The organism is Loktanella sp. DJP18 (assembly GCF_049310965.1).
In the GTDB taxonomy this organism is placed as follows: Bacteria; Pseudomonadota; Alphaproteobacteria; order Rhodobacterales; family Rhodobacteraceae; genus Loktanella.
The window spans coordinates 1-17291 of record NZ_JBMERN010000079.1; the positions used below are offsets into that span (position 1 = coordinate 1).

The 17291-nt window shown below is 62.6% G+C and carries 17 protein-coding genes; 9 read left to right on the forward strand and 8 right to left on the reverse strand.

Annotation, left to right across the window (positions count from 1 at the left end; translation table 11 throughout):
- Positions 1-252: 252 nt before the first annotated feature.
- From ACOI1H_RS17715 to ACOI1H_RS17725, 3 genes are all read left to right on the forward strand, one after another.
- The gene (locus tag ACOI1H_RS17715) at positions 253-642 is read left to right on the forward strand and encodes a hypothetical protein (protein WP_422439168.1); all 390 of its coding nucleotides are present in this window, start codon (positions 253-255) and stop codon (positions 640-642) included.
- Positions 639-1856, forward strand: coding sequence for an AAA family ATPase (locus tag ACOI1H_RS17720; RefSeq protein WP_422439169.1), 1218 nt, complete (start codon positions 639-641; stop codon positions 1854-1856). Before ACOI1H_RS17715 ends, ACOI1H_RS17720 begins: the two co-directional genes overlap by 4 nt.
- A 346-nt stretch (positions 1857-2202) precedes the next feature.
- Positions 2203-2511: a hypothetical protein gene (locus ACOI1H_RS17725; RefSeq protein ID WP_422439170.1), complete on the forward strand. Its 309-nt coding sequence runs from the start codon at positions 2203-2205 to the stop codon at positions 2509-2511.
- Positions 2512-3267: 756 nt separating this feature from the next.
- On the opposite strand, the gene ACOI1H_RS17730 is transcribed toward ACOI1H_RS17725, so the two are convergent.
- Both ACOI1H_RS17730 and ACOI1H_RS17735 read right to left on the reverse strand, forming a co-directional pair.
- Complete coding sequence (locus ACOI1H_RS17730; RefSeq protein WP_422439171.1) at positions 3268-4194, reverse strand: magnesium transporter CorA family protein; 927 nt, start codon at positions 4192-4194, stop codon at positions 3268-3270.
- A 325-nt stretch (positions 4195-4519) separates the two neighbouring features.
- Complete coding sequence (locus ACOI1H_RS17735) at positions 4520-5935, reverse strand: MFS transporter (RefSeq protein ID WP_422439172.1); 1416 nt, start codon at positions 5933-5935, stop codon at positions 4520-4522.
- 227 nt (positions 5936-6162) lie between these two features.
- Between ACOI1H_RS17735 and ACOI1H_RS17740 the strand changes: the two genes are divergently transcribed.
- Together ACOI1H_RS17740 and cueR are read left to right on the forward strand one after the other, a co-directional pair.
- Entirely contained in the window at positions 6163-6360 is a 198-nt protein-coding gene (locus ACOI1H_RS17740) for a hypothetical protein (RefSeq protein WP_422439173.1), read from the forward strand.
- A gap of 128 nt (positions 6361-6488) precedes the next feature.
- Positions 6489-6941, forward strand: a complete 453-nt coding sequence (cueR, locus tag ACOI1H_RS17745; protein ID WP_422439174.1) for a Cu(I)-responsive transcriptional regulator — start codon at positions 6489-6491, stop codon at positions 6939-6941.
- A gap of 548 nt (positions 6942-7489) precedes the next feature.
- Here the strand turns inward: cueR and ACOI1H_RS17750 are convergent.
- The 4 genes from ACOI1H_RS17750 to ACOI1H_RS17765 all read right to left on the reverse strand — a co-directional run bounded on the left by ACOI1H_RS17750 (position 7490) and on the right by ACOI1H_RS17765 (position 12627).
- Entirely contained in the window at positions 7490-8524 is a 1035-nt protein-coding gene (locus ACOI1H_RS17750) for a 2Fe-2S iron-sulfur cluster-binding protein (protein ID WP_422439175.1), read from the reverse strand.
- Entirely contained in the window at positions 8517-9821 is a 1305-nt protein-coding gene (locus ACOI1H_RS17755) for an MFS transporter (protein WP_422439176.1), read from the reverse strand. Before ACOI1H_RS17755 ends, ACOI1H_RS17750 begins: the two co-directional genes overlap by 8 nt.
- Positions 9809-10069 (reverse strand): glutaredoxin family protein, encoded by a 261-nt coding sequence (locus tag ACOI1H_RS17760; RefSeq protein ID WP_422439177.1) that lies wholly within the window; start codon positions 10067-10069, stop codon positions 9809-9811. The genes ACOI1H_RS17755 and ACOI1H_RS17760 overlap by 13 nt, the downstream gene beginning before the upstream one ends.
- A gap of 71 nt (positions 10070-10140) precedes the next feature.
- Positions 10141-12627 (reverse strand): heavy metal translocating P-type ATPase, encoded by a 2487-nt coding sequence (locus ACOI1H_RS17765; RefSeq protein WP_422439178.1) that lies wholly within the window; start codon positions 12625-12627, stop codon positions 10141-10143.
- Between the two features lie 247 nt (positions 12628-12874).
- Here ACOI1H_RS17765 and ACOI1H_RS17770 point away from each other — a divergent pair, with 247 nt between their 5' ends.
- From ACOI1H_RS17770 to ACOI1H_RS17780, 3 genes are all read left to right on the forward strand, one after another.
- A complete protein-coding gene (locus tag ACOI1H_RS17770) occupies positions 12875-13075 on the forward strand; it encodes a heavy-metal-associated domain-containing protein (RefSeq protein WP_422439179.1) in 201 nt (66 codons plus the stop codon).
- A gap of 113 nt (positions 13076-13188) precedes the next feature.
- Positions 13189-13353, forward strand: coding sequence for a DUF1127 domain-containing protein (locus ACOI1H_RS17775; protein WP_422439183.1), 165 nt, complete (start codon positions 13189-13191; stop codon positions 13351-13353).
- A gap of 106 nt (positions 13354-13459) precedes the next feature.
- Positions 13460-14938: a multicopper oxidase family protein gene (locus ACOI1H_RS17780; RefSeq protein WP_422439180.1), complete on the forward strand. Its 1479-nt coding sequence runs from the start codon at positions 13460-13462 to the stop codon at positions 14936-14938.
- Positions 14939-15207: 269 nt separating this feature from the next.
- Here ACOI1H_RS17780 and ACOI1H_RS17785 read toward each other — a convergent pair whose 3' ends face one another.
- Positions 15208-15951 (reverse strand): NAD(P)-dependent alcohol dehydrogenase, encoded by a 744-nt coding sequence (locus ACOI1H_RS17785; protein WP_422439181.1) that lies wholly within the window; start codon positions 15949-15951, stop codon positions 15208-15210.
- Positions 15929-16213, reverse strand: a complete 285-nt coding sequence (locus ACOI1H_RS17790) for a hypothetical protein (RefSeq protein ID WP_422439182.1) — start codon at positions 16211-16213, stop codon at positions 15929-15931. Before ACOI1H_RS17790 ends, ACOI1H_RS17785 begins: the two co-directional genes overlap by 23 nt.
- 630 nt (positions 16214-16843) lie before the next feature.
- On the opposite strand from ACOI1H_RS17790, the gene ACOI1H_RS17795 reads away from it, so the two are divergent.
- The coding region (locus ACOI1H_RS17795) for an IS110 family transposase (RefSeq protein ID WP_422439184.1) at positions 16844-17291 on the forward strand (448 nt) is incomplete at its 3' end.

Here is a 17291-nt window from a genome sequence, read left to right on the forward strand (position 1 = left end):
AGTGGATTTCGCCTAAAAAGACCGCCACCCTCAGTCCGGGCAGCGGCCTTAATCGACGCAGTTTTGATATATTGCGACAATAATTGGCCCCGGCTCTGATTTCAACTCAGGAATCTGAACCTTGAAAATTAACACTACAGCACAAACGATTGGAATGAATCTTTCCAGTATTAATTGCAAGCGGGCATTGTGGCCATTGCCGAAGCCGGAAAAAGTCTCTGACCCATATTCCTGTTTGCAGGCGAGACTAGCATGACTCGTACAATTGAGCTTATGCATCCCGCACACCAATCCGTCGCGCGGGCGATTTGCTACGCGCTAACCCTCGATCACGTTGACGCTTGGGCGGTCCTGCCGGTGATCCTTCAGGCGCGGCTGGACGAGCGCGAACGCAGCGCATTGGCCTACGTCGCGTTGCGGTCGATGGAAGAAGAGAACGCCGCAAAGGTTGCCGGCGCTTTCGCCAGCGGTCACACGATGCCGCTGCCACCGCTGGTCAACTACATGGACGAGGCGTCCTTCTGGGCCAACAGGGCCGCACCTGCGGAACTGGACGCCTATTGTCTTGCCACCTTCAATCTCATGACCCCGGATCGGCAGGCCGCGTTCGTGGACTTCATACAGAGGAGGGCCGCAGCGTGAAGGTGGTGCTGGATCATAGCCGCACTGGTTTCGAATGCCTCCAGGCAATGGACCGGGCCTATCGTGTCGAGTATCCTAAAGCACCCGACGCCGATGCATCGGCGCTGCCCACTCCCTACGTCTGGCGCGACCCGGCACTGATCCGGCCGCGCCCGTGGCTCTACGGGCGGCACCTGTTGCGGAGGCAGGCGTCTGTCACGGTCGCACCGGGCGGCTTGGGCAAGTCGTCGCTATCGATTGTCGAAGGGTTGGCAATCATCACAGGTCGCGATCTGCTGGGTGATGCTGTCCATGAGCGCGATTTGTCGGTCTGGCTGTTCAATCTGGAAGATCCTTGGGATGAACTGGAACGCCGGATTGCGGCGGCGATGCAGCACCACGGCATTGGCGGCGCTGACCTAGGCGGGCGGCTGTTCTTTGACAGCGGGCGGGAAAGGGAACTATGCACGGCGATCCAGACCCATAACGGGGCGCAGATCATTCGGCCGGTCTTTGACGATCTGGCGCGACAGATCCGCGCCCGCAAGATCGACGTGCTGGTGGTCGATCCATTCGTGTCGTCGCACCAGGTCAACGAAAACGATAACGGCGCGATTGATCTGGTGGCAAAGCAATGGGCCAAGCTGGCCGATGCCTGCAAATGTTCCATCGAGATCGTCCACCACACCCGCAAGACCAACGGGGAAGAGGCCACCACAGAGGCCGCTAGGGGCGCATCGGCTTTGCTCGGGGCCGCACGGTCAGGCCGCGTATTGAACCGCATGACAGGCGCGGAGCGTGACTCAGCGGGCATCCCCGCCGACGATCTTTCAACCTACTTCGCAGTCACCCGCGACAAAGCCAATCTGGCACCCGCTGGGGCGCGGCAATGGAGGCGCATGGCGTCAGTCCTGCTGGCGAACGGCGACAGCGTTGGGGTGGCCGAGGCGTGGGCATGGCCTGACACCTTCGACGGGGTGACGGTCAAGGATCTGTTAGCGGTGCAAAACGCAATCGAGGGCAAGTCCCCGCGCCATTCCGATCAAGCCGGTGAAGATTGGGCGGGCGTGATCGTCGCCGATGTTCTGGGGCTGGACGCCTCGACCGACAAGAGGCGGATCAAGCGCCTGATCGAAACGTGGATCACATCCGGGGCGCTGGTGAAAGTCACACGCGAGGACAAAAAGCGGATGCCTCGCCCATGCATCGAGGTGGGCGAATGGGTCACCGAATGACCTGCCACACCACCCCTAAAAACATGGTGTGGCAAGGTGGGGCAAACGTTCCCCAAACAGGTGCCACACCACCACCACCCCCTACGGGGGCGGTGGGTGGTGGTGGGGCGGCCCACCTTGACCGCGAGGTGGTGGGGCAAATCCTGACAGGTCAAACAATCGAAGGAGCCGCAAAATGGTCGGCGTAGTTCAGATAGGTGCGGACAAGGTGCACCTTTTCCGACGCTTCCAGCCCACAAATGTGATGACGCGAAGGATCGCGAATCCCGACCCTCAATACCCTGGTCCGCGCCCGCAATCCAAGAAGCACGGCTCTCGAAATCTGACTATAAAAAGGACTTCTGAAATGCCGAAGCAGACCTCAGACCTAACCCCCCAAGAGCAGAAAAACATCATCCTCAGCATCTTCGCCGATTTTGCCGAAAGCGATGACGACGGCGATCTCTTGTCCTACCTTGACCACATTGGCCTTGATCTGCGGGTCATCAGCCATGTTAAGGAACTTCCGACAGCGTTTGTCGCCAATTATCGTCTGAAAACTGGTAAGTACGATGTGGACCGCGCCGCAAATGACCTCGCCACCTGGCCACCGATTGCCGCCCGCATTGCTGAACTGACCGAGGTTGAGCAGAAAGGTTTGCCTAATGATTTGTGAGCGCCAAACGCAGATTGATGTGCGTCACTTAGGCCGAGATCTGCCACGCGGAATGCGGCTCATCTCCCAGTGGGTGCGTATCACCACTACACCATGTCACTTCGGGGGTGTTCGATACTGGTTCCTTTGCCCCGGCTGTGATCGTCGTTGCGCCATCCTCTATCCGGAGTTCTGTCGTATTTGCGGTGACGGCCGCTATGAGGTTGAACTTGTCACACCCGGGCACCGCCAAATTACAAAAGCTATCCGTCTGCGCAGAAGGCTTGGTCAGAACGAAGGTGGGACGCTTGCGAGGTTCCCAAAGAAGCCCAAATGGATGCGCTGGCACACCTACCTCCGGCACCGTGCCAAGATCGAGGCACTGGAGAAGAAGATGTGGGCCAGCGAAGGCACCCAGCTCTCGGCGAAGTTGGGTTGAATGCATTTATTTACAAAGCACATGCCAACGCCCTCCTGCCGGTCTTCATGGAACGCCATGACCTCAAGTTTGCAAGGATGGGGGGCACTCCAAACTTTTGAGTCAATACTGGTTCATCCGGAAAACAGCTCTGCCAGAAATTACAACCCGCTCGCCATCAGAGCGTTCCTCCTGGCATCGTCACCGACAGCCCGCAAGACGTGACGCCGCACGGGGCGGCGGACACCCGGCTAGCTCGAGCCCGGCCGCAACGGCGGATTGATCGGCACCCGACTCCACGGTGACACTCTTCAAGTTCAGATCGATGTCGACCTTCGCCTGCGGATCAATCGAGTGTATCACAACCAGCCGCGCTTTCGGCACCAGAGATAGGGCAATACGGCGGATGCCAGCATGGCACCGAGCGCGGCCGGGTAGCCCCAGGTCCATGTCAGCTCGGGCATGGTCTCGAAATTCATGCCGTAGATTGCGGCGATCAGGGTCGGCGGCAGAAGCACGACCGCGACGATCGAGAAGAACTTGACGATAGCGTTCTGCTCCACGCTGATGACGCCGAGCAGGGTATCGAGGACGAACTGGATGTTCTGGGCAACGAATGTTGCGTGATCCGTTACCGAAATGATGTCGCGACTCATGCTTCTCGCGCGCTCACGAAATTCGGGGTCGTCGAGTTCCGACTGGGTGAGCAGGTATCCGGTCATACGGCCCAGCGATACAAGGCTTTCACGGACTTTCGCGACCCGGCGGTGCAGCCGCTGGATTTCGGCCAGCACCCCCTCCAGTTCGGCGACCGTTCGGCGCTTCGAAGGTTGCTCGCTGAAGGGAAGCGATGACAGGGCCATGTCGTCGGCGGCATTCGCCGCACCTTCCAGCAACTCGGACGTGCGGTCCACCAGAGCCTCGATCAGACCTATCAACGCGCTCGTACTCGTGGGTTTGCGGTCTGTACGCTGAATCTCGGAAGCGCACAGGTCAAACGCCCGGCTCTGTTCATATCGGACGGTGACGAGGGTGTCGTTCTTCAGGATGAAGGCAACGCTGCTGGTCTGAGGCAGCGGCGTCTCTCCATGCACGACGATCTGCGCCGCCATGAACGTGGCACCATCCTCCCGATAGTGCCTGCTCGACGGTTCGTTTTTTTTGATATCCTCCTGGGTCGGGACGTCAATGCCGAGTACGTTTTCGACTTCGGCTTCTTCGTTCGCGGTTGGGGAAACAAGATCTAGCCATCTTGCTCTTCCATCGAGTTCAATTTCAGTAATCAATATGTGCTCCGAGCCGGTTGTCCATGACGTATTTAACCGTGTTCGAGGGCATGTGTATCCCTGTCATGGTGCCTTGCCGACTGTATCCATAGCGGACATTATCGAAAACTTTCTGCCCCCGGCAGAGCAGCGACGCCGTGTCGCTTACTGAGAAGATGGGGCAACAAATCCGTCAGCGGCTGGGGCGGGAGAAACGTATCCCAAGGGCAAGTGGCGGAGCGGACAGGACTTCCGACTAATTATAACCTGCGCTGGGTCGCAAATTGTTGATTTTTAGAAAAATATAGATTTGCCTCCGGCTTAACGGCCGGAGGCGGTGTTGCTGTCAGCCTATGGCAACTTTCGTCACCCTCCCGTTGCCCCGCACGAAGACGAGAGCAATCGCGCTTGCGAGCAGCCCGACAATCGCGGCACCGAAGAAGGCGGCACGATACCCGGACAGAGCGTCTACCGCCTCGTGCGGTGCGCCGGCGAGTTGCGACGCCGCGATCGAAACCATGACCGCGAGTCCGAGCGCCGATCCGACCTGGTAGGTCGTGTTGATAAGCCCGGAAGCGAGGCCAGTGCCCTCAGGAGCCACACCACCCATGCTGATCATGGTGACCGGAATGTAGGCGAGCGACATGCCCAGGGCCGCGATCAGCGACGCCGGAAGAACCGAGGCTAGGTAGGTTCCATCGGCGGGGATCGTCGCCAGTAGGCCAAGGGCACCGCTCATCGCCAACAGCCCCGTAACCATCACGGGTTTCACGCCAAATCGGACGATCAAAGGTCCCGTGAGCTTTACCATGAACACCATGATGACCAGCGTCATTGGCAGGAGAGCCAGGCCGGATCCGAATGCGGAGAGGTTGAGAGCCGACTGGAGGTAGAGGTTCAGGAAGAACCACAGCGGGATCCATGCTGCGCCGAGAAGCGCCATGACGAGGTTGCCAGCAGCAACGCCTGGCGCCCGGAACAGCCTCAGCGGAAGAAGCGGTGAACGCGACATCGCCTGAATGGTCAGGAACAGTGCGAGCAGACCGACGGCCCCGCCCAGAAGGGACAAGGTCTGAGGGACCAGCCAGCCAACCTGTTCACCCGTGACGATGGCGTAGACGGCCGCCACGATCGCGCCTGTGACGAGAGCAGAGTCCATTAGACCGATCTTGCCCCGTGTGCCGGGGATGGCGCGCAGAACAGCCGGACCTATGGCCAGTACGGCAAGGCCCAGCGGCACGTTCACAAGGAAGGTCCAGGTCCAGCTCATCCACTCGGTGATGACGCCGCCAAGGAATACGCCTGCTGTTCCGCCCGCTGCGGCGGAGGCGCCCCAAAAGCCGAACGCGCGGCCAAGCTCGGCCGGACGAGCGCCGAATAGGCGCATCAGAATGGAAAGGGCCGCCGGCGCGATCAGCGCCGCCCCCACACCCTGCAGAGCGCGCCCTGCGAGGAGCATGGACTGACTGTCGGCAAGTCCGGCAACCAGCGAGGCTGCGCTCAGGAGACCGAACCCCGCGAGGAAAACACGGCGCGCGCCGAACACGTCGGCAAGCTTGCCCCCAAGGAGAAGCAGACCGCCGAAGGCGATCACATAGGCGTTGAAGATCCAGCTCAGACCATCGTCGGTGAAACCGAGATCGGCTTGGATGGCGGGAAGCGCGACACCGATGATCGAGGTGTCGAGGATCACGATGAACTGCGCTGCGCACAAGAGCGCCAGCGCCTTCCACCGCGTGGGATCGGGATTGGGAAGTGACATCGGAGGAACTCCTTTGGTTGCGATTGGCCCGCTGCGATTCGTGCGGGTACCTCGCTTCCTCAGGGCTCCCATCATGGCAGGGTCAACGCCCCTCCCACCATGTTAGGGTGTGCGCCCCAGTAACTTTTCTAGGGAAGTGAGCGTCGCGCGTCCTTCGTGTTGACCCTCCCTGCCTTGGAGGCCTGAGAAGGGGATTCGTCGCAACTTCCATGTCGTGGAGAATCTCGATGACGCACGTCACCCACACCGCCGACCGCCCGTCCTTGATCGGACATCTTCTGCAACTCTTGAGAACCGCAACGCTCGAGCGCATGACCCTGCCCGAAGTCGAGGCCGATGAAATCGAAGAGCGCATCTTGCTTGAGTCGTATCTGGTCCGGACACCGCCACTTCTGTTCGCCGCTCCGAAACCGCCGATTTTGTGAAAGAAGACGCCGGTTATAGCCGTGAACAACCATGACCCATTGCGCGAAAAGCCTGTTGACCCTCCAATAGTGGGAGGGTGTAGAAGAGATTCGGAACCGGCATTGCCGGAAATGAATGGAGCCATGCCATGAATATCGGAGATGCCTCGAAGGCAACCGGCATTTCAGTGAAGATGCTGAGGTATTACGAAGAAATTGGCTTGGTCCGTGCCGCCCTGCGCAGTCTTTCGGGCTATCGTGTCTATTCCGACAAGAACATCGCAATGCTGCGCTTCGTGCGACGGGCCCGCGATCTCGGCTTCCAGGTGAAGCAGATTGCGGCGCTGCTGGACCTATGGCAGGACGGAAGCCGCGCCAGCGCCAACGTGAAGTCGCTGGCGATGGACCATGTCCGTGAATTGGAACAGCGGCGCCGAGAGCTAGACGAGATGATCGGTACGCTCGAACACCTGGCGCATTACTGCCACGGCGACGCGCGGCCCGATTGCCCGATTCTGACCGGCCTCAGCGCCGAAGAGGTGGTACCGCCGAAGGCAGTGCGTAAGAAATCGTCGCGCCGGGGCTTCGCGGTCGCTGGTTGACTTCAATCGGCTGACGGATGCGGATCGCGCCGACCCGGGCGGAACGCCATGAAGACATCTGAGAGCGATCGTGATCGGCAAGGTCTGGTCGACGCGAGTCGACCAAGCCCGTGCGGCCAAATACGAGGCATTCGCGCAGCACGTCTCGCTCCCCATGTTTCGTCGCCAGCCCGGATTCCAGGGCGTCAAGATATTGCGGCGGGGCGAGGTCTGCCTGCTGGGGACGCTATGGCGGGACGCGAAATCGCCTTCCCTGCCCGGTCGGAAATCAACGCCCAGACGGGCAGCGAGATTGTGGCGCGGGAGGTACTCTACATGAAAAGAAGGACTTGGCCACCTTCGACGCCCACCTGGTGGCGAACTTGCCATCCTGACCGGCACCGCGACACCGCCATGACAGCGCAATGGCCCTGCTGGCGTCCACCCGGGACAGCGTCCTTATGGCGCTTCCGACAATACCCAGGAATTGAAGGCGGTATCGCCATTGAGGCGAACACCACGGAGTGCCCAGAGCAATGAAGCCTCGTGGCACTCCGCTTTCGCCTGCCTCAGCCAGCCGCTGCGATGTCCCCGGTATCGAACTTGATCTCGGGCGTGAAGAACACGTCGGCATGCAGGTCATCGCGCTGAAGACCCAGTGCAAGCGCGGTCTCCGTCAGCGCGTCGATCATCGCCGGTGGCCCCGCCGTGTAGCACTTCCATCCGTCAAGGTCCGCAAGGTCGGCCCGGACCGCAGCATGCACGAAGCCTGCGCGCCGCAACGTCGCTGCGACGGGGGAAGACAGCACCGGCGTCAACGTCATGTCGCCATGCCGTTCGGCGAGTTCGGTCAGACGTTCAAGACCGTAAAGGTCGCGCTCATCCCGCCCGCCGATATAGACCCGGACCGGCCGTCGCATGCCCTGGGCGACCGCGCTCTCGAGGATCGAGAGGATAGGCGCTAGGCCGGAGCCGCCGGCGACGGCGAGGATCGGCCCGGTGTGTCCCAACCGCAGATGCGCTGACCCGCGCGGACCTTTCACGTGGACATGGTCGCCGACGTGGAGATGTTCGTGGATGGCACCCGAGGTTCGCCCGCCGGGAACGCGACGGACATGGAACTCCAGCTCCTGCGCACCCGGCGCATTCGCCATCGAGTAATCGCGAGCGGGTAGGCCGTCCAGTCGGAGGGTCGCATACTGACCGGGCGCGAAGTCGAGCGCCGGGCCAGCCCCCTTGAGACGCAGACGCAGGATATCATGGGTGAGCAGCCCGGCGTCCACGACCACGGCCTGCACCTCGCGAACGGCATGGCTGGCCGCCTCGTCCTCGTCCTTCAGCCAGACCACGCTCGCCAGTCCTATCGGTACGGCGCGGCAGGCAAGGATCAGTCCGCCATCGCGCTCATCGGACGTCAGGGCGAAGCGCGAGTGGTCGAGCAGATCGACCTCACCGCCGGAGAGACGCGACTTGCACGATCCGCAGCGCCCGGATTTGCAGCCGTGCGGATAATTGATGCCCTCGGCCAGTGCGGCCGATAGAATTGTCTGTCCGTCCGGCACCGCGATGGTCCGGCCGATGTTAAGAAGGGTGACGTCAGGCATTTCGCGATACTCCGTTGCAGGAAAGGGTGCACGCCGGGGCGCAGGGAACGATGCCGATGCCGCTCGCGGCGGCACAGGCACAGAGCGTTTCGGTGACGGAGGTCACCGCAACCGATGGGATGCGGTTCAGGACAAAGAGCGACAGTGCCGCCGAAAGCGCTGGCGCGATGAAAGCAAGCGACAGCGCCGGACTCATTCCGACTTCGACCTGCAGGGCACCGATGCCGAAGTACATGAGGCCCGCAAGCGCCGAGCCGATACCGAAGACCATGCCGGAGGCCGTCGCGCCCGAGCGCGGTGCGAAATCCTGTGCCGCGACGACAAGGATCGGAGTCGCGGCACAGCTCAGCGCACCGGCGGCGGAGAGCACGTAAGTAAAGCTAGTCGTCTCCGGCGACAGCGAGAGCAGGCCGAAGAAGGCGGGAACGCTGCCGGTCAGGACCGCCACCAGCAACCACTTGCGCGACAGCCGAACGGCCAGAACACCGACGCCGACACCGCCGACCGCTGCGGCGAGTGAAAATGTGCTGAGCGTACTGGCGATTGATGGATGGGTATCCGACAGGCCGTGGCGCTCCATCAGGAACAGGGGCAGTCCGTTCAGAACCGCCGTAACCGGAAGGAAGGCAAAAGCGGCTGCCAGAGTGATCAGGCCAACCGGTCCGACGATGAGGTTCCACTCGAAACGCCGAACTCCTGCCGATCGGGACTCGGGCCGGTCACCGCCGCGAGGGGCGAATGTCAGGATCGTCGCTGCGGCAAGAACCCCGGGCAGCAGCAGGACAAGGGGCAGTGCGGGGCCAGCCAGATCGCGCGCGGCCGCCAGCAGCGACGGCCCCGCCGCATATCCGAGCATACCGCCCGCGGCAAACAGGGCGACAGCGAGCTCCGGGCGCGACGTACCCCGCCGCACGAGCATCGAACCGGCCGGGTGGATCGCAGCCGAGCCGAACCCGGCGATCGCGACCAACACAAAGAGGACCTGCACGCTCGGCACCACCGCAAGGAGGCTCAGCAAGACCGCGCTGAACAGCACGCTGGCGGCGGTCACAGACACCTCGCCGAAGCGGTCCGAGAGCCTTCCGAGCAGCGGCCCGGGCAGCGATGCCGACAGCGCGAAGATCGCAACAAGACCTGCGAGCGTCGTCTCGTCAAGGCCGAGCTGGAAATGAAACATCGGCAGCAGCGCGGGCAGGAAGGCGGTGTAGGCGTCGTTGACCGTATGGCCAAGCGTGCCGAGGACAAGGTGTCGGCGTCCGGTATCGGAGCGCGACGCCGCGAGGGTCAGATCGGCCATTTCCCCGCCTCCTTGAGACGAGCTTCGATCCGGGGTTTCTGGTCCTCGAAGGTGCCGTAGGTGAACCAGTCGCCGATCTCGGTGATTGGGGCGACGCGCACGCCGAAGCGGCGCTTTGCATCGTCCATGACGGCCTGATCGGTCAGATCGCGTTCGACGTATTCGATGCCGAGGCGGCCGAGCCAAGCCTTGAGCGTGCGGCAGTCGGGGCATGTCGGCGTGGAATAGACGATGACTGTGCTGGTCATGGTTTGTCTCCTTGTCTTGGAATTGTTGGGGTTAGGAGAGCGTCCCCGGCCAGACCGGGGACGCCCGGCGCTCAATGCGCGGCGCTGGCGACGTCGGTCATCGGCGCGGCGAATCGGCGGAGCCGTAGCGCGTTGCCAAGGACGAAGACCGACGACAGCGCCATGGCCCCTGCCGCAAAGACCGGCGAGAGCAGGATGCCCGAGACCGGCCACAGTGCCCCGGCGGCAACCGGGATCAGCGCGGCGTTGTAGGCAAAAGCCCAGAACAGGTTCTGCCGGATGTTCCGCATCGTCGCCCGGCTGAGCGCGATAGCGTTCGGCACGCCCTTCAAACTGCCCGACATCAGCACCACGTCCGCCGCCTCGATGGCCACGTCCGTGCCGGTGCCGATGGCGAGACCCACGTCGGCCTCGGCCAGTGCCGGAGCGTCGTTGATGCCGTCACCGACAAAGGCGACCAGACCAAGCGCCTTCAGCCGCTTGATCGCCGCAACCTTGCCGTCGGGCAGCACCTCGGCCACCACCTCGTCGATCCCCAGCCGCCGCGCGATGGCTTCGGCGGTGCGGCGGTTGTCGCCGGTGATCATGGCGACCTTCAGCCCAAGCGCATGGAGTGCCCGGATCGCCTCCGGCGTGGTCTCTTTGATCGGGTCGGCCACGGCGATGATCGCCGCAAGACGCCCACCTACCGCGGCGTAGAGCGGCGACTTGCCCTCGTCGGCGAGGTGCGAGGCGGTATCGGCAAAGGCGCTGACATCATGGCCGAGCCTGGCCATGAACCGGTCGGCACCGATCTCGACGCGGATGCCGCCCGCCTCGGCGTTGACGCCGAAGCCGGTCACGCTCTCGAAGGATGCGAGCACGGGCAGGATCAGGCCCTCGGCCTCGGCCGCTTTGACGATTGCGCGGGCGATCGGATGCTCGGACTTCGCCTCGACAGCGGCGATGCGGGACAGAACGTCAGCGCGGTCGAACCCATCGGCCAGGACAAGGTCGGTCAGGGTCGGCTTCCCTTCGGTCAGCGTGCCGGTCTTGTCGAGCGCGACCACACGGGCGTCCTGCAGACCCTGCAGCGCATCGCCCTTACGGAAGAGGACGCCGAGTTCCGCACCGCGGCCTGTGCCGACCATGATCGAGGTCGGCGTGGCAAGGCCCATAGCACAGGGACAGGCGATGATCAGGACCGCGACCGCGTTCACGAGCCCGAAGGTCAGGGCAGGATCGGGCCCGAAGAACAACCAGACGCCGAAAGTCAGCGCGGCGAGGGTCATGACTGCCGGTACGAACCACATGGTGATCTTGTCCACCAGCCCCTGGATCGGCAGCTTGGAGCCCTGCGCCTCCTCGACCATGCGTATGATCTGCGCAAGCATCGTGTCGCCGCCGACGGCGGTGGCGCGGAAAGCGAAGGCGCCAGTCTGGTTGACAGTGCCGCCCGTGACCAGGGCGCCGGCCGATTTGGCGACCGGGATCGGCTCGCCGGTGATCATGCTCTCGTCGATCCAGCTCTCGCCCTCGATTACGTCGCCGTCCACGGGGACGCGCTCGCCGGGGCGCACCTCAACGATGTCGCCAAGGGCGACGTCCGAGATCTCGATCTCGGCGACGCTTTCGCCACGCCGTACGCGGGCGGTCTTCGCCTGCAAGCCGACAAGCCGCTTGATCGCCTCGGACGTGCGGCCCTTGGCCCGCGCCTCGAGGACGCGGCCAAGGAGGATAAGCGTCACGATGACCGCGGCTGCCTCATAGTAGACGTTCACCGTGCCCGGGGGCAGCAGCGCAGGGGCGAAGGTGGCGACCAGCGAATACGCATAGGCGGCGAGCGTTCCCACGGCGACGAGGCTGTTCATGTCGGGCGCGGCGCGCAGCAGCGCGGGGATTCCCTTCCGGTAGAACCGAATACCGGGGAACGCCAGCACCAGCGTGGTCAGCAAGAACTGGATCAGCCAGCTCGCCGTCAAGCCGATGGTCGAGGCGATCAGATGGTGCATTCCGGGGATGACATGGCTACCCATCTCAAGGACGAAGACCGGCAGAGTGAGGCCGGCCGCAATTGCCAGATCACGAGACAGGACACGACGCTCTTCTTCCTTCTGCGCCTCGGCCTCGGCATTTGCGGCACTGCTCCGATCGACCGCCCGTGCGTCGTAACCAACCTCTTCAACCACCCTGATCAGCGTGGCCACATCGACGCTGCCCATTACGGTCGCCCGTTCAGTGGCGAGGTTCACGGTGGCCTCGGTCACGCCAGGCACGGCGCGCAGCGCCCGCTCGACACGGCCCACGCAAGACGCACAGGTCATTCCGTCGATCGCGAGTTCCACTCTCGATGCCGTAACCGTATAGCCTGCATCCTCGACCGCGCGGATCAGATCTCCGCGCTTGACAGGTTCGGCGAGACGGACATCGGCCCTCTCGGTTGCAAGGTTGACACTGGCGTCTAGGACCCCAGGCACTGCTTTAAGGGCGCGTTCGACGCGGCCCACGCAAGAGGCGCAGGTCATGCCCTCGATGGGGAGTGAGACGGTCTCCCGGTTGAAACTGGTTGGCGCATTCATGGCTGATTCCCTTCGGATTCGTGGTGATGCGCCAAGACATGGGATCTCCCATGATGGGAGGGTCAAGCGAAGATTTTTCTCTTTCTGCGATCACGTGGCGCAGCCTTACGCGTGCGCTTTCCAATATCCGAAGCCACTGCAATTTCGGGCAAAAGCTGCCGCACAAAAATATCGCAAATCATCCCTTGACCCTCCAATGCTGGGAACGCCCAAGTCTTGTCTTGCCAATCAATCAAAGGAGGCAAACATGCAATTCCACATTAAAAACATGACCTGCTTCGGCTGTGCCCGGAGCGTGACCAAGGCGATCCAGTCGGTCGACCAAGGCGCGGTCGTCAAAGCTGACCCCGAGAACCGCCAGATCGACGTCGAAACCTCGGCCACGCGCGCCGAGATCGAGGCCGTTCTCGCCGAAGCGGGCTACCCCGGCACGCGCGATGCGACCTGAACCAGCATAAGGGCTTCGATCTCGACGTCACGTTCAATGTCAGGTTCGAACCCACCAACAATGGAGCAAACATAATGCAAGCCAACGACCTTCCAGTAACGTGGGACACCCGAATGCCCGCGAAATCGCAAGCCGGTCTATTTGGCCGATGGCGAGCGGCCAGACACCGCCGGAACACTCAGCGCGAACTTGCGGAGCTGCCCGACTACATCCTGTTCGACATCGGATTAACCCGCGGCAACCTCCGCCAATCCGATCGGGACAGAAGTGTCGGTTGAATGGACTCAAGTGGCCGGTCGCACGCGGGTCAAACCCGGGCTGGGCGAAAGCCTGCGGCGACCCATCAGCATTAGAAACGGGACCAGGTGTCCAGAGGAGACGACCATGACCACAGTTTCACGTCGCGGCTTTCTCGCCGCAAGTTCGGCGGTTTTTGGAGCCGCTTGCCTGCCGCGCGCTGGCATCGCGCAGGCCTCAGCACCGCTGCGCCTGTCCGCCACAACCCGCACGCTCGACATCGACGGTCGCGCGGCCACCGTTTTAGGGCTTTCCGGACCCTCCGGACAGGGGTTGATCCTGAACCCCGGACAGAGGTTCCGGGTCGATCTTGCCAACGATCTCGACGTCGACACGATCATCCACTGGCACGGCCAGATCCCGCCCAACGTGCAGGACGGCGTACCCGACATGCCGTTGCCCCTTCTGGCACCGGGAGAGACGCGGCCTTATGACTTCGAGGCGCGGCCTGGCACGCACTGGATGCACAGCCATGTGCCGGTGCAGGAGATGTCTCTGCTGGCCGCGCCCCTGATTGTGCGTCGGCCCGAGGATCTCGCCGCCGACAGGCAGGAAGTCGTGATGTTCCTGCACGACTTCTCGTTCCGCCCGGCCGCCGAGGTGCTGGCCGAAATTACCGCTAATATGACCGGTCACGACATGGAGGCGATGGGCGGGGAAGGCTCCGGGGGCAGCATGTCGGGCATGGACCATGGCGGCATGTCGATGGGCGACATGCAGATGGATGGCATGGCGATGGACGGGATGGCGATGGACCTGAACGACTTCGACTTCGACGCCTATCTTGCCAACGACCGCACCCTGTCGGACCCTGAGATCGTGCCGGTCGAGCGCGGCGGCCGTGTGCTTTTGCGGGTCATCAATGCCGCCGCCGCCACGAGCTTCTGGATCGACGCGGGCGAGGTGCCGGCGCGGCTTGTCGCAACCGACGGGCATGCGGTCGAGCCTGTGTCCGGGCGCCGCTTCGGTCTGGCCATGGGCCAGCGGCTCGACATCGAGCTTGACCTGCCCGGCGCCGGGGCGTTTCCGGTCTTCGCGCTGCGCGAGGGCGCACGCGAGCGGACCGGGCTGATCCTGGCCACGCCGGGGGCGGCGGTGGCGACGATCGGGTCGCTGGGTGACGCAAAGACACCTGCCTTTGACACCGACCTTGCGCAAGAGTTCATGCTCAAAGCCGCTGCCGCGCCGCTTCCCCCGCGTCCGGTTGACCGAAGGCACATGGTAATGCTTCAGGGCGCAATGATGCCCTATCGCTGGACCATCGACGGCCGCAGCTGGGGCAATCACAAGCCGCTCGAAGCGCGTTCGGGTGAGAGGGTGGAGTTCACGTTCCACAACATGTCGATGATGGGCCACCCGATGCACCTGCACGGCCATGTGTTCCAGGTGGTCAATGTCAATGGCAGAGCGATCAGAGGCGCCCTGCGAGACACCGTCTACATCCCGCCAATGGCTATGGTGACAGTGGCGCTGGATGCCGGCGAAGCGGCGCGATGGATGCTGCACTGCCACCACATACCGCATCTCGCGACTGGCATGATGAGCGAGTTCGCGATCTCCGCCTGAAAAACCTGCCTGCAAGCGACGGGTCGCCGCTACCCGGTTGCTAAACGTCTGCCCTGAAAAGTAATTGGGGGCAGGTTTTCCGAACTGGCCTCCAACCCCGCCGCCTCCGGGTGGCGGGCCCGGGCCCCGTTCACCTCATGACGATCAACGAGAAGGACTTGAGTTCCCGGCCGCCACCGATCTCTTGACGGCTCCTCGGCGATGAGGATGGCGACGCACGCGACAGCGCGTGCCCTCCAGGTCTACCGGAGTCGAGCCGGGACTCGCTTCTATGCCGCAGCCCGCGCGGCTTGATGGAGGTGGTGCAGGGTCAGAACGACGTTTCCTTTCTTCCGTCCTGTGTCGACGTAAGCATGCGCCGCCGCCGCGCACTCGAACAGGTAGCTGCGGTCGATGACCGGCCTGAAGTCGCCAGTTCGAGCCAGTTCTGCGAGATAGTTCATGTCCTCTGCCTTGGCCGATGCCACGCCGGCAATGACCTTCTTGCCGCTCGCCTTTGACGGACGCTCTAGGCCCAAGGTCTGTGCGAAAGATCCCAGGACGAGCAGCAGGCGACCACCCAACTTCAGCGCGTGCTCGCATCGAGCGAAGCTGGTCGTTCCGGTGGTGTCGAGGATGATGTCGTAGGTCTCCCTTTGGAGGGCGAAGTCCGCTTGGGTATAGTCAATGACCCGGTCAGCGCCGACCGAGCGAACAAGGTCGAGGTTGGTGGTACTGCAGACACCGGTTACGTCCGCACCGAAGTGCTTGGCGATCTGGACTGCCGCTGTGCCGACACTGCCCGAGGCGCCGACGATCAGGACCTTGTCCCCGCACTTGATGCCGCTCTTGTCGCGAAGGAAGCTCAGGGCTGTCGTGCCGCCGAAGGATAGGGCAGCCGCTTCGTCGAAGGACAAGCTGTTGGGCTTGAGCGCGATTAGGCCAACTTCGGATATGGTCCGATATTCTGCGTGGCTGCCAAAGCTGGCGCCCGGGAAGGCAAAGACCTCGTCACCCGCCTTGAAGCGCGTCACCCCCTTGCCGACCTCCTCTACCACACCCGCCAACTCGCCGCCCAAAGATCGGCTTACGTGGGCCGAATACCCCAAAGGCGATGCGACCCATGAACCCGAAGCCCGCCGGCATCTGGAGACTGCGCGCCCGCCAGTCCCCTGTTGTGACTGTCGTGGCATAAATGCGGATCAGAACCTCGTTGTCCCTGGGCGTAGGCTTTGGGACCACGGCGAGTTTGAGGACATCGGGAGGGCCGTAGCGGTAATAGACGATAGCGATCATTTCTTTGTCTCCTGACATGAGGGATTTCTTGACCGGCGCGCGGTAGGCTGGCGGCTGGACGAGTTCGAATGGACAGGGGCGCGACTGACGTGTGGCGCACCGGCCGACCCGGTACTATGCCGCGATCATCCGGCGCTGAGCCGCAATCATGGCGTCCGTGCCGCCGCCAGTGTCCTGTCCCGGGCCGCCGGACTGACTGCGTTAATCAGCAGCCGGACGGAACGGCCCAACTTGCTCACCAAGACGAGAACGAGCAGATCGTCTTTTGAAGAGCCTTCATCTTCCGGCGCAGTGTCACCTGGTGCGAACCCAATAAGCCCCCAGCGTCATCGACTCCTCGCAACCAGGAGACACAACAGGCCCAAGAGCGCTGCGATCGGGGGCATGGTCATTCGTTCTGGGAGGCTGGGCGAAATGAGGTCGACATGCCGACCCCAAGATCATCCGCAACCTGACGCCGTTAAAGCCCGCTGGTCAACGCGATCCGCACCGCGTCCTTGCGAAATTCATCCGTCTTGACTGTGCCCATGGTTCATCTCCTTTCCTGATGGCGTGGATGCCCCCTCCCGACGGCATCGCAATGTGCCACTATGATGAGTGTTGAAGCCACCACAGAAGGAAGGAGCATCCATGTCCGAAGTTACTATTATCGGTGTCGATCTGGCAAAGCGTGTTTTCCAGCTGCACGGTGCACATCATGACGGTTCCGTCGCGTTTCGCAAGAAGCTGTCACGAGGTCAGTTTCTCGCGTTCGTGTCACAGCAGCCCAAATGCGTACTTGCCATGGAGGCGTGTGCGACGGCCCATAGCTGGGGTCGGGAATTTGAGAAGTTAGGGCACAATGTGCGCCTGATCCCGCCAGCCTATGTGAAGCCGTTCGTCAAACGTCAAAAGAACGATGTGGCCGATGCAGAGGCCATCGTAGAGGCTGCAATGCGTCCAACCATGCGCTTTGTCACATTGAAGACGGAAGATCAGCAGGCCCGCGCCATGCTGTTTCGCACGCGGCAGATGTTCGTCGGCCAGCGCACCCAGATGATCAACGCCTTACGCGGCCACCTCGCCGAACATGGACTGG